The sequence below is a fragment of the Streptomyces sp. SJL17-4 genome (assembly GCF_036826855.1).
In the GTDB taxonomy this organism is placed as follows: domain Bacteria; phylum Actinomycetota; class Actinomycetes; order Streptomycetales; family Streptomycetaceae; genus Streptomyces.
This window is the reverse complement of sequence record NZ_CP104578.1, coordinates 1,453,183-1,468,884: the sequence shown is the minus strand read 5'-3', so window position 1 is coordinate 1,468,884 and position 15,702 is coordinate 1,453,183. Positions and strand designations below refer to the sequence as shown.

Below are 15,702 nucleotides of genomic sequence, written 5' to 3'. Positions count from 1 at the left end.
CGCGCCGTCCGCCCGTCCGCCCGCCGCTCGGCTCAGAAGCCGGTGACCGGGTAGTGGTCGGAGAGGTTCGTGTACGTGTAGCTCGTGCCCCAGCTGGAGACCGTCCACGGGGCGCTCTTCTCCAGGACCACGTTGTTGGTCCAGTTCGCGGGACGGGCGTTCCCGGAGCGGTAGAGGACGTGGTCGAGGTCCTCGCGCGGGTCGTCCGGGTAGCGCTCGGAGGCGATCGAGTTCAGGTCGGTGTCGAAGGAGTACGGGTGGCCGGTGCGGGCGTCGGCCCCCGCCAGGCCCGCGTCGGCGAGCATCGTGCCGTACTCGGGCGTGTGCGAGTCGACGTTCATGTCACCGGCGACGATCACCTGCTCGTTCGCCGGGATGTTCTTGGCGTCGAGGAAGGCGTCGATCGCCTTGAACTGGCGACTGCGCATCTGCGCCGCCTCGCCCGCCGAGCAGCCCGGGTCCGTGGACTGGGCGTGGGTGCCGACGACGTGGACCTTGCTGCCGTTCACGTCGAGCACGGCGTAGGCGAAGCCCTTGTTCGACCACCAGTCGGCGCCGCAGGCGTCCTTGTAGACGTGCTGCTCCTTGCGGATGACCGGCCACTTGCTGAGGATCGCCACCCCGCCGTCCTCGGGAGTGGTCGAGGAGTAGGCGCCGCTGGTGGCGTCCCAGCCGCTCTTGCTGCGGCCCACGACCGGGGTCTGGTGCGGGTACTGGCCGGCGGAGTTCGCCTTGAGGGCGTCCGAGGCGGCGTTGTCGAAGGCCTCCTGGACGACGACGACGTCCTGCCCCTGGTACCAGGGGGCCGCGGGTATCGCCTTGGCCCGGTGGTCCTGGCCCCAGTTCGGGTAGAGCGACTTCGAGAACAGGAACGCGTTGTACGTGAGCACCTTCAGTCGCGGGGCCTCCGCGGCCGTCCCGGCGGAGGCGGCGGTCGCGCCCGGAGCGGTCGCGGCCAGGGTGGCGGCGGCGAGGGCCAGGGACAGGGCGGCGCCGGGGGCGCGGCGGAGCGCGGCGAACGACACAGGAACTCCCATGAGGGTGTGGGGGGTTGTGCTGGCGCGGCACATACAATCAGCCGGGGTTACCTTCCGGTAGCCTTTGGGTGCCGGGAATCTGGCCGGGCTCGCACGAACGCGCCAACTCTCGCCGGGTAGCCCGAATTGTCGCTTTTCCCAGCAGGTAGAATGCGCGCATGACCCTCGCTTCGAACTCGACGATCTTCAAGATGGACCTTGGTCCGCTCAACCCTGTCTGGGCGGAGCTCATCCTCGGCCTGGTGCTGTTCGCCCTCACCTTCCTCTTCCTCGCGAAGGGAATTCTGCCGAAGATCCGGCGCACCCTGGACGAGCGCGAGGACGCCATCGACGGCGGCACCGAGCGCGCCGACGACCTGCGCTCCGAGGCCACGCAGATCCGCGAGCAGTACGAGGCCGAGCTGGCCGAGGCCCGCCACGAGGCGGCCCGTATCCGCGCCAAGGCCGTCGAGGAGGGCTCCGTCGCCATCGCCGCCGCCCGCGCCGAGGGCAACGCCGAGCGTGAGTCGATCATCGCCGCCGGTTCCGCGAAGATCGCCGAGGAGCGCGCCGCCGCCGAGCGCGAGCTCAACGCCGATGTCGACGCCTGGGCCCACGCCCTCGCCGCCCGTATCGTCGGCGAGCCGGTCGGCGCCGACCGCGCCTGACCCGTACTCCCCGGAAGGGGCCGTCACCAGGGGCCGAGACGCCCGGGTGACGGCCCCTTCGTCGTGGGTGCAGCCTGGAGTGTGAGGAGAGAGCCCCATGGAACACATGAAGTCCGGCGACCGGGACACCGGCGGCGATCCGGTGCCGCCGCCCGTCGGCGGCGTCCTGTGGAGCGTCGCCGGTGACATCCGGGCGCTCCTGATGCTTCCCGCCGCCCTCACGATGCAGGTCGCCCACCCCGCCATCGGCGCCGGCGTCGACGCCCACTCGGTCTTCCGCACCGACCCCTGGGGCCGTGGCGAACGCTCCCTGCGCTCGGTCCAGCTGTGGATCTACGGCGGCGAGGACGCCGCACGCGAAGGGCGCCGCCTCCGGCAGCTGCACCGCGACATCCAGGGCACCGACGCCCATGGCCGCAGCTACCACGCACTGACCCCCGCCTACTACTCCTGGGTGCACGCGACCGGCTTCCCCGTCTACGCGCACGGCCTCCGCCTCCTCGCCCGCCCCCTCACCGAGGCGCAGGAGCGACAGCTGTACGCCGAGTGGCTCCAGGTCGGCAGGATCCTCGGCATCCACGACCGGGACATGCCGCAGACGATCGAGGAGTTCTGGCCGTACTACCGGAAGGTCCTCGCGGACGAGCTGGAGGCGACCGTCGTCGTCCGGGAGCTGCTCGACCCCGACCAGCCCGTACCCGCCCCCGACCGGGGACCGCTGCCGCTCCGGCTCGCCCTCCGGCTGCTCTGGCCCCTCCTGCGCCGCCCGTTCCTGCGGCTGCGGGCCTTCCTCACCGTCGGCATGATGCCGCCGGACGCCCGGGAGGCCATCGGGCTCGAATGGACGGACACGCAGGAGCGCGCGCTGCGCCGGTTCGCCCGGGTGGTCCGGGTGGTGGTGCCCGTCCTGCCGGAGAGGCTGCGCTATCTGCCGCTGGCCAGGAAGGCCCGCGAGGCCGCCCGCCGCGCTACGCGCTGACGGGCGGCCGGGTGACCGGTGCCGTACGGCCGGATCCCTCAGTGGGCGCCGTGACGCTCCGACTCGTGGACCGTGTTCGTCGCCGCGATCTTCTTCCAGGACTTCGGCTGGGCCGGCTTCGGCAGCGCGGTCCTCGGCGCCGCCGCACGCGCGCGCGGGGTGCCCGTCGATGTGCCGGCCGCCGGCGCCGCGGCCGGCGTGGACAGACCGGCCGCCGCCGCAGCGGCCGCCGCCGGCTTCGACGGCTGGTACAGCCACGTGTCGAAGAGCTCGGACAGCGGCTTGCCGGAGATCTGCTCCGCGTACCGCACGAAGTCGGCGACCCGCGCGTTGCCGTAGGCGAACCGCTGCGGCCAGCCCTTCAGGATCGCGAAGAAGTCCTCGTCGCCGATCTCGTTGCGCAGCGCCTGGAGCGCCAGCGCGCCCCGGTCGTAGACGGCGATGTGGAACTGGTTCTCCGCGCCCGGGTCACCCGGCTTCACCGTCCAGAACGGGTCCTCGGCCGTCCGCGTGGCGTACACGTAGTCCGCCAGCTCCTGGGCCGTGCCCTCGCCCTCCTTCTCCGACCACAGCCACTGGCTGTAGCGGGCGAAGCCCTCGTTGACCCAGATGTCCTTCCAGTCGCGGACGGACACGCTGTCGCCGTACCACTGGTGTGCCAGCTCGTGGACGACCACCGACACGTTCGCGCCGTTGGCGAACTGCCGCGGGCTGTAGAACGGACGGGTCTGCGTCTCCAGGGCGAAGCCGCTGGTCACGTTCGGCACATAGCCGCCGAGGGAGTTGAAGGGGTACGGCCCGAAGACGCCCTCCAGCCACTCGGCGACCTCGGTGGTGCGTTCGATCGAGGCGCGCGCGGCGCCGTCGTTGTCGCCGAGGTCCTTGCTGTACGCGTTGAGGACCGGCAGCCCATTCGCTGTCTTGTCCGTCGTGATGTCGAACCTGCCGACGGCGAGCGTGGCCAGATACGTCGCCTGCGGCTTGTTGGAACGCCAGTTGAAGCGGGTCCAGCCCAGCCGCGACGACTGCGACTGGAGCACACCGTTGCTGATGGCCTGGGTGCCGTCCGGCACCGAGACGGAGACGTCGAAGGTGGCCTTGTCCAGCGGGTGGTCGTTGGACGGGAACCACCAGACGGCCGAGTCCGGCTCCTGCGCGGCGACCCCGCCGTCCGGGGTGCGGGCCCAGGCCGTCCAGCCGTCGATCTTCACCTCGGAGGGCTTGCCCGCGTAGCGGACGACGACGGAGATCGCCTTGTTCTTCTCCAGCGGGTTGGCCGGCGTGACCTCCAGCTCGTGGGAGCCAGACGTAGCGAACTTCGCGAGGCGGCCGTTGACCCGGACCTCGCTGACCTTCAGCCCGATGTCGAGATTGAACCGGGACAGGTTCTGGTTGGTGGTCGCGACGATGGTCGCCGTGCCCTCCAGAAGGTCCGTGGCGGGCTGGTACTTCAGGCGCAGGTCGTAGTGGGAGACGTCGTAGCCGCCGTTGCCACTGGTGGGGTAGTAGGAGTCGCCGATGCCCGGGGCCCCAGGGACGAAGTCGGCCGCCGATGCCGGGATCGCCAGCAGCAGGGAGGCCGCGAGGGCGCTCGGAACGATGATTCTGCGGTGCACAGGTGCTCCCCAAGTCATAAGAAACGTAAGACGCGCGGGTGGTCGTCGGTCCTTAGCCAGACACTATTCAGCGCCCCGACGCACCGTCACGTCCAGAGGACCCCCTGTCACACGATCGCCATTCGGCCGACATGAACCCCTCCGTCCCGGGGATGACCCTGAAACACCCCTGATTGCCTCCTGCACTCTTTTGCACGGGAGTTGACCGGGGTACGTTCCCGCCCATGCCGATGCGAATGCGGAGACCCCGCGGAGCCCGACTGCCGTACGGAACCCTCGTGGCCGCGGCCACGGCCGCCCTGCTCGCGACCCTGGTCACACCCGCCGGCGCCCAGCCGGAGCGCGCCGCCCCGGCAACGCCCGCTGCGGCCACCGCGACCGCGGCACCCTCCGTACGGGAGTCCCGGCCCGTTCACTCGTACGCCGCCGCCATCCGCGAGTCCGTCTGGGTCGACACCGGACTCGACGGCGACGGCGACGGACGCACGGACCGGGTCGCCGTCGACATCGTCCGCCCCCGGGAGACCGCAGCGGCAGGCCGGAGAATCCCGGTCATCATGGACGCCAGCCCGTACTACGCCTGCTGCGGACGGGGCAACGAGAGCCAGAAGAAGACCTACGACGCCGACGGGAACCCCGTCCAGTTCCCGCTGTTCTACGACAACTTCTTCGTCCCGCGCGGCTACGCCTTCGTCGCCGTCGACCTCGCCGGCACCAACCGCTCGGACGGCTGCGACGACGTCGGCGGCCGCTCCGACGTCCAGTCGGCCAAGGCCGTCGTCGACTGGCTCAACGGCCGCGCCCGCGGCTACACCTCCCGTACGGGGGACACCCGGTCCCGCGCCACCACCTGGAGCACCGGAAACGTCGGCATGATCGGCAAGAGCTGGGACGGCACCATCGCCAACGGCGTCGCCGCCACCGGCGTCGAAGGGCTGAAAACGATCGTCCCGATCGGCGCCATCTCCTCCTGGTACGACTACTTCCACTCCCAGGGCGCCCCGCTCTACGACGCCAACCCGAGCTGGCTCTCCGCCTACGTCAACAGCCCCGAGGCGCAGGCCCGCTGCGGCGCCGTCCAGGACCGCATCGCCGCCGGCACCCCGTACAGCGGCGACCGTACGGCCGCCTGGACCGAGCGCGACCACGTACGGAACGCGGCCAAGGTGAAGGCCAGCGTCTTCGTCGTCCACGGACAGCAGGACCTCAACGTGCGCGCCAACCAGTTCGGCCAGTGGTGGGACGCCCTCGGCGCCCAGGGCGTCGAGCGGAAGATCTGGCTCTCCCAGACCGGCCACGTCGACCCCTTCGACTTCCGGCGCGCCGACTGGGTCCGCACCCTGCACCGCTGGTTCGACCACCACCTCCTCGGCTACGACAACGGCATCGACCGCGAGCCGATGGCCGACATCGAGCGCGCCCCGGACCGGTGGACCACCGACCGGCAGTGGCCGCCGCGCGCCACCGCGACCACCACCCTGCGCCCCGCCCCCGGCGCGGCACCCGGGCCCGGTGTGCTCGGCCGCGCACCCGCCGCCCCCGGCTCCACCGCGACCTTCACCGACGACCCGGGCCTGGGCGAGCTCGACTGGGCGGCCCGGATCGACGGCGCGACCCCCGAGAAGGCCGGGTTCGTCACCCGCCCCCTCTCCCGCGACCTGAGGATCGCCGGCTCCTCCACGGTGACGGTGACCGCCACCCCGACCACCGCCACCGCGCACCTCTCCGCCGTCCTCGTGGACCTCGGACCGGACACGATCCGCGACTACGGTGCCGCGGGCGAGGGCATCACCACCCGCACCGACCGCACCTGCTGGGGCGCGAGCACCCCCGGTGACAGCGCCTGCTTCAAGGAGACCGAGGCCCGCACGGCGGACGTCGGGTACACGGTCGTCAGCCGGGGCTGGGCCGATCTCGGCACCTGGGCCGATCCGGGCAGGGAACGTCCGCTGACCCCCGGCAGGGCGTACACGATGACCCTGGACCTCGCCGCCACCGACCACGTCGTGCCGGCCGGCCACCGTCTCGCCCTGATCGTCGGCGGCACCGACAAGGACCTGCTCGACCCTCCGTCGACCACCCCGACCCTGACCCTCGACCTCGCCCGCAGCTGGGCGAGGCTGCCGCTGGTCGGCGGCGCCGAGGCCTTCGGCCGGGCCACCTCGGGAACGTATCCGGCCGTGCCGTCGCTCACCCCCGCCGCCCCCTCGCCGAGGGGTGCCGTACCGCCGGCCGCCGTCGCCGGTCCGCGCCTGCCGGGATTCGGAGCCGCCCGATGAACCCCCGTACCGGACACCGGAGTTCCCGGCGTGCCCTCGCACTCGCGGCGGGCGCCGCCGCTCTCGCGCTGCCGCTCGTCACCATCCCGGCGAAGGCGGCCGACAGCGCGCCCGCGAAGCCGCTGCCGCGCACCGGATTCGAGACGAGCCGGGGCGCCCGATGGACCACCGAGGCCGAGGAGCGGGACTTCCTCGCGGCCGTCGACCGGGCGAGCGCCCGACTGTCGCTGCGGGTCATCGGCACCACCGCCCAGGGCCGCCCGCTCCGGCTCGCCACCCTCGGGACGGGCCGCACCACCGTGCTGCTCGTCTGCAGCCAGCACGGCGACGAGCCCGCGGGCCGGGAGGCCTGTCTGAGCACGGTGCGCGACCTCGCCCACGCCCGGGACCGGGAGACCCTGCGCTTCCTCGCCCGGACGACCCTCCTCGTCGTGCCCACCGCCAACCCCGACGGGCGGGAGGCCGACACCCGGGGCAACGCCGACGGCATCGACGTCAACCGCGACCACATCGCCCTGCGCACCGCCGAGGCACGCGCGGTCGCCGCCGTCATCCGCGACCGGCGGCCCGAACTCGTCTACGACCTGCACGAGTACGGTGCCACCCCCCGGTACTACGACAAGGACCTGCTCGCCCTCTGGCCGCGCAGCCTCGACGCCGACCCGCACGTCCACGACGAGTCGCGGACCCTCTCCGAGGCGTACGTCCGCCCCGCCGCCGGGCTCGCCGGGTACAGCAGCGGCATCTACGGCATCTGGACCGACCCTCTCACCGGCAAGCCGCTCAAGCAGGTCGCGGGCGACGGCCAGGAGCGGATCCTGCGGAACACCGCCGGGATCAAGCACTCCGTGGGCCTGCTCGTGGAGACCCGGGTGGACGCCTTCGACGAGGCCGAGCAGAACGACCCGGCGCGCAACCACCGGCGCCGTGTCGCCACCCAACACGCCGCCCTGGAAGGCGCCTTCGCCTACCTCGACGAGCGGCGCGGACCGCTGACGGCGGTCACGTCCGCCGCCCGGCGCGCCGGATACGCGGACCGGGGCCCGGTCTTCCTCGGCGGCGCCGACAACGACCCGCCGGAGCCGTCGGAGATCCTCGCCGACCCGCCCTGCGGCTACCGGCTGTCCGCCGCGCAGTACGCGGAGGTGGGCGACGAACTCGCCCTGCACGGCGTCGCCGTGCGCCCGGAGGGCACGGGAGTGTTCGTCCCGCTCGCCCAGTCGCGGCGCGCGCTCGTGCCGCTGCTCCTGGACGGGCGGGCCACCTATCACCTCGTCAGTGGGAGTCCTGTGGAGGAGTGTTGACGATCACGTGCCGCACGGGCCGGGGTGGCGTGAATCCATCGTTTGCCGAGGTAAAGTTACCGACCGGTACTGACCATGCCTCGAACAGGTCCCCACGGCCTGGAAGTTGGAGAAAACATGCGCACCACCACGACGGCACGTCGTGTCCTCACGTCCGTGCTCGCCACGACGCTGCTCGCCGGCGGCGTGCTGCTCGGCCAGACGGTGACCGCCGAGCCCGCGTCCGCGGCCAAGATGACCTGCAACATCACCCAGCTGAAGAACGACGCCCGCAAGGAGCGCGACCGCGCCGCGCAGCTCAAGCGCCTCGGCGCCCACACGGAGGCCCGCAGGGCCCTCGCCCGCGCCGACGCCCTGGAGACGCGCGCCCGCCAGTGCCACGACGCGGAGAACAACAGCAAGCCGCCGCTCTGGGGGTAGGAACACCCGCCGGAAAGTGATCCGGTGAGCAAACGCGGGGCGGGTGCGGTCCGAACGGGCCGCAGCCGCCCCGCGGTCGTTCTCACGCCCCCGCCAGCTCCGCCGCCCGCTCCGCGCAGCCCCAGGCCACCGTCACGCCCGCGCCCCCGTGCCCGTAGTGGTGCACCAGGCGCCCGCCGCCCGGGAGCGGCACCGCCTCGATCCGGACCCCGCCCACCCGCGCCGGCCGCAGGCCCACCCGGTGGCCGAGCACCCGCGCCCCCGCGATCTCCGGCCGCACCCGCGCGCATCGCGCCACGATCGCCGCCGCCGTCGCCGGATCGGGCTCCGTCCGCTCGTCGCCCTCCTCGGCCGTCCCGCCCAGGATCAGTCGCCCCGGCTGCGGGAAGAAGTACGTCGTCTCACGGGACCCCGCGTCCGCCGACGTGAACCACTCCTCGATCCCCGGGTTCTCCACCACCACCAACTGCCCCCGCACCGGCCGCAGTCCGGGATCCGGTACGAGTTCCCGCGCCGCCGCCCCCGCGCAGTCGACGACCACCCGCGCTTTGGCCGCCGCCTCCGCGAAGCCGGTGACCGTACGCCGCTCGAAGATCCCGCCCGCCGCCTCGAACCGGCCCCGCAGCCAGGCCAGATGGACCGGCATGTCGATCAGCGGCAACCGCCCCGCGAGACCCACGTCGTACGGCCCCGGCACCTCTTCGGGCGCCAGCTGCCGAAGGCCCGGTACCTCCCGCGCCCAGGAGCCGAGCCCGTCAAGCACGGTGTCCGCGTGGACCCCGGCCACCCACCGCACCCCCGTCCGCTCCGGATCGGCGGCCAGTTCCCCGTACACCCGCAGCGAGACCAACGCCCAGGCGCCCGCCTCCTCCTCGGGCTCGATCCGGTACGGCCACCACAGGGCCCCCGCCACCGCAGAGGTCGTCGCCGCCACCTCGTCCCGCGACCAGACCCGTACCCGAAGGCCGCGCTCCGCCAGCGTCACCGCGGTCGTCAGCCCGACGACCCCGCCACCCACCACGATCACGTCGCTCTCCATGCCCGGGACCGTACCGGGACCGGGACATTTCCGGGACGGACCAGCCATGGAACGAGGACCCCGACCGGGGAATGCTGGATGTCATGCCGGCCGTGTACACGACTCTCGACCTCGCCCCCGCCGTCCTCCCGGACGGTGGTGGTGTCCTTCCCGGGGCCTCCGCCCGACCCCGACCCCGCCCCGAGGACGTCGACCTCGTCGTCGACGGCAGGGCGCTGCTCCACCGGCTCGACGAGGCCGAGGGCATGGATACGGTCTCGCCGCTGGCGGGCGACCTTCCGCCCGCCCTCCGCGCCGAGCACGTCCGCGGACTCCTCGACCCGGATCCGGACGGTGGCCCCGTTTCCTCGCTCCCGGGCCGCCGCCGGGTGATCTACTCCTGCCCCGACTGCGAGGACCTCGGCTGCGGAGCCGTCACCGCCGTCGTCGAGCACGACGGCGAGGACGTCGTCTGGCGCGACTTCGCCTGGCAGACCGGCCCCACCGCGGACCCGGCCCGTGAGGGCTACCCCGGCGTCGGCCCGTACCGCTTCCACCGCGCGACCTACCGGACCGTCCTGCGCCGCCTCGGAACGCAGCCCCGGCCCGAGCCTCGGACCGAGCCCCCGGCTGAGCCCGCGAACGAGCCCGCGACGGAGCCCGCGAACGCGCCCGCGCCGGAGGCCCCGACCGAGCCCGCGCCGGAAGCCCGTACGCAGCCCCGGACGGAGGCCGCCACGAAGCGCTTGACCGAGGCGCGTACGTAGCCCCGTGCCCAGCCCACCCGCGGCTCCGCCCGCGGCGCCGGCCCCAGTCTCGCCCTGAGGCGCCCGCCCCACGCCCCTGACCGGGGCGGGGCGGGTCTGCCGTCGCCTAGGATTCGTACCCTGATGACTGCAACCCTCGTCGCCAAGGACCTCGCCGCCGGCCACGGCGAACGCACCCTCTTCGCCGGGCTCGACCTCGTCGTCGCCCCCGGCGACGTCATCGGCCTCGTCGGCGTCAACGGCGCCGGCAAGTCGACCCTGCTGCGGCTGCTCGCCGGGCTCGACGCCCCGGAGGAGGGGGAGCTCCGGCTCTCCCCGCCCACCGCCGCCGTCGGCCACCTCCCGCAGGAGCCGGAGCGGCGCGCGGGGGAGACCGTGCGGGAGTTCCTCGCCCGGCGCACCGGCGTCGCCGCCGCCCAGACGGCGATGGACGAGGCCACCCAGGGCCTCGTCGACGGCACGCCCGGCGCCGACGACGCGTACGCGATCACCCTGGAGCGCTGGCTGAACCTCGGCGGCGCCGACCTCGACGAGCGCGCCGAGGAGGTCGCCGGCTCGCTCGGCCTCACCGTCGGCCTCGACCAGCCGATGACCTCCCTCTCCGGCGGCCAGGCCGCCCGCGCGGGTCTCGCCTCGCTCCTGCTCTCCCGCTACGACGTCTTCCTGCTCGACGAGCCCACCAACGACCTCGACCTCGACGGACTGGAGCGCCTCGAAGGCTTCGTGAAGGGGCTGCGCGCCGGCACGGTCGTCATCAGCCACGACCGCGAGTTCCTCACCCGCACGGTCGCCAAGGTCCTCGAACTCGACCTCGCCCAGCAGCAGATCACCCTGTACGGCGGCGGTTACGAGGCCTACCTGGAGGAGCGGGACAGGGCCAGGCGGCACGCGCGCGAGGACTTCGAGGAGTACGCCGGCAAGAAGGCGGCCCTCGAAGCGCGCGGTCACATGCAGAGGTCCTGGATGGACAAGGGCGTCAAGAACGCCCGGCGCAAGTCCACCGACAGCGACAAGCTCGGCCGCAACGCGCGCAGCGAGGCCAGCGAGAAGCAGGCCGCGAAGGCCCGCCAGACCCAGCGCATGATCGAGCGCCTCGACGTCGTCGACGAGCCCCGCAAGGAGTGGGAGCTCCGTATGGAGATCGCGGCCGCGCCGCGCTCCGGCTCGGTCGTCGCGACCCTCCGCGAGGCCGAGGTGCGCCGCGGCGACTTCTCCTTCGGCCCCGTCACCCTGCAGATCGACTGGGCCGACCGGGTCGCCGTCACCGGGGCCAACGGCGCCGGGAAGTCGACCCTGCTCGCCGCCCTGCTCGGGCGGCTGCCGCTGGACTCCGGGGACGCGGTCCTCGGCTCCGGCGTCGTCGTCGGCGAGGTCGACCAGGCCCGCAAGCTCTTCCACGGTACGGAGACGCTCCTGGAGGCGTTCTGCGCGGCCGTGCCCGAGACGGAGCCCGCCGAGGTCCGTACCCTGCTGGCCAAGTTCGGTCTCAAGGCCGTCCATGTGATGCGGCCCGCCACCACGCTCTCCCCGGGCGAGCGGACCCGCGCCGCGCTCGCGCTGCTCCAGGGCCGGGGCGTGAACCTGCTCGTCCTCGACGAGCCGACGAACCACCTGGACCTGCCGGCCATCGAACAGCTGGAGACCGCGCTCGACTCGTACACCGGCACGCTGCTGCTCGTCACCCACGACCGGCGGATGCTCGACGCGGTCCGCACCACGCGGCGCGTCGAGGTCGCCGACGGCAAGGTCACCGAGCTCTGATGGCGGTCCTCCCGTACGGCGGCCGGGGCCGGCGATGACGGTCTCCTTCGGCTGGGGGCCCGTCGAAGCGCGGGTCCTCGCTCCCTCGGCCGCCTGCGTGGTCGTCGTCGACGTGCTGTCCTTCACCACCGCCGTGGGCGTCGCCGTCGAGGCCGGCGCGGCCGTCCACCCGTACCGGTGGCGGGACGCGACGGCCGTCGCGTACGCGGAGAGCGTCGGCGCGACCCTCGCCGTCGGGCGCCGCGAGGCGACCCCCGAGCACCCGTGGTCGCTCTCCCCGGCGGCCCTGCGTGCCGCCCCGGCGCCACCGCGCCTGGTCCTGCCCTCGCCGAACGGCTCCACCATCGCCGCGGAGGCGGGTGCAGCGACCGTCGTCGCCGCCTCCCTGCGCAACCACTCGGCCGTCGCCCGATGGCTCACACGGCAGGGGTACGGCTCCGCCGAACGCCCGGTCGCGGTCATCGCGTCCGGCGAGCGGTGGCCGGACGGTTCGCTGCGCCCGGCTCTGGAGGACCTGCTCGGCGCGGGCGCCGTCCTCGCCGGGCTGCGGGCCGCGGGCCCGCACGTCCTCACCCCCGAGGCGACCGCGGCGGCCACGCTGTGGTCGGCCACCGAGGACCCGGTCGCCGCCTTGCACGGCTGTGACTCGGGTCGTGAACTGTACGAGTACGGCTTTCCGCAGGACGTGGCCGTGGCCGCCGAGACCGACAGCTCGACGACCGTCCCCGTTCTCGTGGACGGCGCATTCCAGGAGGCACCATGACCGACCTACTGACCCGGCTGACCGCGATGCTGGACGATCTCGACGCCGACGTGGACGAGACGATCGACCTCGCCGACGAGATCGCCGCCTCGGGCGACGCCGGTCTCCTGCCGCGTCTCCAGGCGGAGCTGGATCGCGCCCTCACCGAGCGGAACGCCTACGCCCGTGAGCTTCTCGGCGGTGTCCTCGCGGCGATCGGTGGCCCGGAAGCCCTGCCGAACCTGATCCGCGCCTCCGCCGTCGACCTCGGTGACGACCAGGACGGTCTGGCCGCCGAGATCGTCGACCTGGTCCAGGCCGACCCGAAGGCGGCCCGGGAGCTCCTCCAGCCGTTGACGGAGGACGACGACCTCTCCGTCGCCAACCGCGCCGACTGGGCCATGCGCTTCCTGCCGTAACGGAGCTCCACTTCCTGCCCGGCTCGCCCAGCCGCCTGCCGTGGCGGACGAACCGCGCGACTCGACGGCGCGGACTCGCCGCTCGGAGGCCGTCCCCGTGGCCCGAACGGGGCATACGGGGACGGCTCCGGTCACGCGGTTCGTCAGCGGCGCTTGCCGCCGCCCTCGCCCAGCAGACCCGCCTTGCGGAGGGCGTCGGCCATCGCGCTGTTCGCGGGCGCGGGAGCGGACGACCGGTCCCGGCCACCCCGCTCGGACTGCCCGCCGCGACCGCCCTGGCCGCCCTGGCCACCCTGCCCGTTCCGGCCGCGGTCGCCCTGACCGCCGCGGTCCCCGCGCTCGGCCCGGCGGCCACCGCCGCCACCGCCGCCGCCCTGCCGCTGCTGCGGCGGCCGGCCGGTGCGCTCCCCGCTCGCCCCGGTCCCCGCGCTCGCGCTTGGGTGCCCCGTCCGCGGTCTCCGCACCGGACTGGTCGTCGAGCCGCAGCGTCAGCGAGATCCGCTTGCGCGGGATGTCGACGTCGAGGACCTTCACCTTGACCACGTCGCCGGGCTTCACCACGTCGCGCGGGTCCTTGACGAAGGTCTTCGACATCGCGGAGACGTGCACCAGACCGTCCTGGTGCACACCGATGTCCACGAACGCCCCGAAGGCGGCCACATTGGTGACCACGCCCTCCAGGACCATGCCGGACGCCAGGTCGCCGATCTTCTCGACGCCCTCCGCGAAGGTCGCGGTCCGGAACGCCGGACGCGGGTCGCGGCCCGGCTTCTCCAGCTCGCGCAGGATGTCCGTCACGGTCGGCAGACCGAAGGTCTCGTCCACGAAGTCGTCCGCCCGCAGCGAGCGCAGCGTCCCCGTGTCGCCGATGAGCGCCGCCACCTCGCCGCCCGTCGCCTTCACCATCCGGCGCACCACCGGGTACGCCTCCGGGTGCACCGACGAGGAGTCCAGCGGGTCGTCGCCGCCCCGGATGCGCAGGAAGCCCGCGCACTGCTCGTACGCCTTCGGGCCGAGGCGGGCCACGTCCTTGAGCGCCTTGCGGGAGCGGAAGGGGCCGTTGGAGTCCCGGTGCGCGACGATGTTCTCCGCGAGGCCCGAGCTGATCCCCGAGACCCGCGAAAGGAGCGGCGCGGAGGCGGTGTTGACGTCGACGCCGACGCCGTTCACACAGTCCTCGACGACCGCGTCGAGCGAGCGGGAGAGCTTCACCTCGGCCAGGTCGTGCTGGTACTGGCCGACGCCGATGGACTTCGGGTCGATCTTCACCAGCTCCGCGAGCGGGTCCTGGAGGCGGCGGGCGATGGAGACCGCGCCGCGCAACGACACGTCGAGGCCCGGGAGTTCCTGCGAGGCGAACGCGGAGGCCGAGTAGACGGAGGCGCCCGCCTCCGAGACCATCACCTTGGTCAGCTTCAACTCGGGGTGCTTCGCGAGGAGTTCGGCCGCCAGCTTGTCGGTCTCGCGGGAGGCCGTGCCGTTGCCGATCGCGACCAGCTCGACCGCGTGCTCCTTGGCGAGACGCGCCAGCCTGTCCAGTGCCTGGTCCCACTTGTTGGCCGGTACGTGCGGGTAGATCGTGTCGGTGGCGACGACCTTGCCGGTCGAGTCGACCACGGCGACCTTCACGCCCGTACGGAAGCCGGGGTCGAGGCCCAGCGTCGCCCTGGTGCCGGCCGGCGCGGCGAGCAGCAGGTCGCGCAGGTTGGCGGCGAAGACCCGGACCGCCTCGTCCTCGGCGGCCGTCCGCAGCCGCAGCCGCAGGTCGATCCCGAGGTGTACGAGGATGCGGGTCCGCCAGGCCCAACGGACCGTGTCCTGAAGCCACTTGTCCCCGGGGCGCCCACGGTCGGCCACCCCGAAGCGACCGGCGACGATCCCCTCGTACGAGGAGGGGCCGGGGGTCTCGGAGGGCTCCTCCGGCTCCAGGTCCAGGCTGAGGACGTCCTCCTTCTCGCCGCGCAGCATCGCGAGGATCCGGTGCGAGGGGAGCGCCGTGAAGGGCTCGGTGAAGTCGAAGTAGTCGGCGAACTTCGACCCCGCCTCCTCCTGCCCCTCGCGCACCTTCGCCACCAGCCGGCCGCGGCCCCACATGCGTTCGCGCAGCTCGCCGATGAGGTCGGCGTCCTCGGAGAACTTCTCGGCGAGGATCGCCCGCGCGCCCTCCAGGGCCGCGGCGGCGTCGGCGACGCCCTTGTCCGCGTCCACGAACGCCGCGGCGGCGGCCGTCGGCTCCACGGACGGGTCGGCGAGCAGCCCCTCCGCCAGCGGCTCCAGACCGGCCTCACGGGCGATCTGGGCCTTCGTCCTGCGCTTCGGCTTGAAGGGCAGGTAGATGTCCTCCAGACGCGCCTTGGTGTCGGCCGCCCGGATGCTCGCCTCCAGCTCCGCCGTCAGCTTGCCCTGCTCGCGTACCGAGTCGAGGATCGCCGAGCGGCGGTCCTCCAGCTCGCGCAGATAGCGCAGCCGCTCCTCCAGGGTGCGGAGCTGCGCGTCGTCGAGCATCTCCGTCGCTTCCTTGCGGTAGCGCGCGATGAACGGCACGGTCGAACCGCCGTCGAGCAGCTCGACGGCTGCCTTCACCTGTCGCTCGCGTACGCCGAGTTCCTCGGCGATCCTTGCTTCGATGGACGTCGTCACGGTGTCCCGACTCGCCTTCTCGTGCCTCAAGCTTGCGAGTGCATTGTGCCGGGTCGGTCACCCGTACGCGGTA

General features: G+C 73.2%; 12 protein-coding genes and 1 pseudogene. 9 read left to right on the top strand and 4 right to left on the bottom strand.

All coding sequences use genetic code 11. The features are described 5' to 3' along the window. Positions 1-32: 32 nt before the first annotated feature. On the bottom strand, positions 33-1,037 hold the full coding sequence (gene sph, locus N5875_RS06535; protein WP_338492199.1) for a sphingomyelin phosphodiesterase: 1,005 nt from the start codon (positions 1,035-1,037) through the stop codon (positions 33-35). A 158-nt stretch (positions 1,038-1,195) separates the two neighbouring features. On the opposite strand from sph, the gene N5875_RS06530 reads away from it, so the two are divergent. Both N5875_RS06530 and N5875_RS06525 read left to right on the top strand, forming a co-directional pair. Next, positions 1,196-1,684 carry a hypothetical protein gene (locus tag N5875_RS06530; protein WP_318209703.1) on the top strand — a complete coding sequence of 163 codons (489 nt, stop codon included), beginning with the start codon at positions 1,196-1,198 and terminating at the stop codon, positions 1,682-1,684. A gap of 97 nt (positions 1,685-1,781) precedes the next feature. Continuing rightward, positions 1,782-2,663, top strand: coding sequence for an oxygenase MpaB family protein (locus tag N5875_RS06525; RefSeq protein ID WP_318209702.1), 882 nt, complete (start codon positions 1,782-1,784; stop codon positions 2,661-2,663). 38 nt (positions 2,664-2,701) lie between these two features. Here the strand turns inward: N5875_RS06525 and N5875_RS06520 are convergent, their stop codons facing one another. Next, positions 2,702-4,279, bottom strand: coding sequence for a M1 family metallopeptidase (locus N5875_RS06520; RefSeq protein ID WP_338492197.1), 1,578 nt, complete (start codon positions 4,277-4,279; stop codon positions 2,702-2,704). 230 nt (positions 4,280-4,509) lie between these two features. Here N5875_RS06520 and N5875_RS06515 point away from each other — a divergent pair, with 230 nt between their 5' ends. The 3 genes from N5875_RS06515 (at position 4,510) to N5875_RS06505 (ending at position 8,282) form a co-directional block, all read left to right on the top strand. Beyond that, a complete protein-coding gene (locus N5875_RS06515) occupies positions 4,510-6,558 on the top strand; it encodes a Xaa-Pro dipeptidyl-peptidase (RefSeq protein WP_338499098.1) in 2,049 nt (682 codons plus the stop codon). Beyond that, positions 6,555-7,862 (top strand): M14 family metallocarboxypeptidase, encoded by a 1,308-nt coding sequence (locus N5875_RS06510; protein ID WP_318209700.1) that lies wholly within the window; start codon positions 6,555-6,557, stop codon positions 7,860-7,862. Before N5875_RS06515 ends, N5875_RS06510 begins: the two co-directional genes overlap by 4 nt. Before the next feature lie 117 nt (positions 7,863-7,979). After that, on the top strand, positions 7,980-8,282 hold the full coding sequence (locus tag N5875_RS06505; RefSeq protein ID WP_318209699.1) for a hypothetical protein: 303 nt from the start codon (positions 7,980-7,982) through the stop codon (positions 8,280-8,282). A gap of 82 nt (positions 8,283-8,364) precedes the next feature. On the opposite strand, the gene N5875_RS06500 is transcribed toward N5875_RS06505, so the two are convergent. Then, complete coding sequence (locus tag N5875_RS06500; protein WP_338492195.1) at positions 8,365-9,321, bottom strand: FAD-dependent oxidoreductase; 957 nt, start codon at positions 9,319-9,321, stop codon at positions 8,365-8,367. 83 nt (positions 9,322-9,404) lie between these two features. On the opposite strand from N5875_RS06500, the gene N5875_RS06495 reads away from it, so the two are divergent. The 4 genes from N5875_RS06495 to N5875_RS06480 all read left to right on the top strand — a co-directional run bounded on the left by N5875_RS06495 (position 9,405) and on the right by N5875_RS06480 (position 12,989). After that, positions 9,405-10,067 carry a hypothetical protein gene (locus tag N5875_RS06495; RefSeq protein ID WP_338492194.1) on the top strand — a complete coding sequence of 221 codons (663 nt, stop codon included), beginning with the start codon at positions 9,405-9,407 and terminating at the stop codon, positions 10,065-10,067. Positions 10,068-10,190: 123 nt separating this feature from the next. Next, complete coding sequence (locus tag N5875_RS06490; protein WP_338492193.1) at positions 10,191-11,828, top strand: ABC-F family ATP-binding cassette domain-containing protein; 1,638 nt, start codon at positions 10,191-10,193, stop codon at positions 11,826-11,828. Positions 11,829-11,862: 34 nt separating this feature from the next. After that, complete coding sequence (locus N5875_RS06485) at positions 11,863-12,591, top strand: 2-phosphosulfolactate phosphatase (RefSeq protein ID WP_338492192.1); 729 nt, start codon at positions 11,863-11,865, stop codon at positions 12,589-12,591. Then, positions 12,588-12,989, top strand: a complete 402-nt coding sequence (locus tag N5875_RS06480) for a hypothetical protein (protein ID WP_318209694.1) — start codon at positions 12,588-12,590, stop codon at positions 12,987-12,989. The genes N5875_RS06485 and N5875_RS06480 overlap by 4 nt, the downstream gene beginning before the upstream one ends. Before the next feature lie 143 nt (positions 12,990-13,132). On the opposite strand, the pseudogene N5875_RS06475 reads toward N5875_RS06480, so the two are convergent. Continuing rightward, positions 13,133-15,629: pseudogene (locus N5875_RS06475) on the bottom strand (Tex family protein). Between the last annotated feature and the right edge of the window lie 73 nt (positions 15,630-15,702).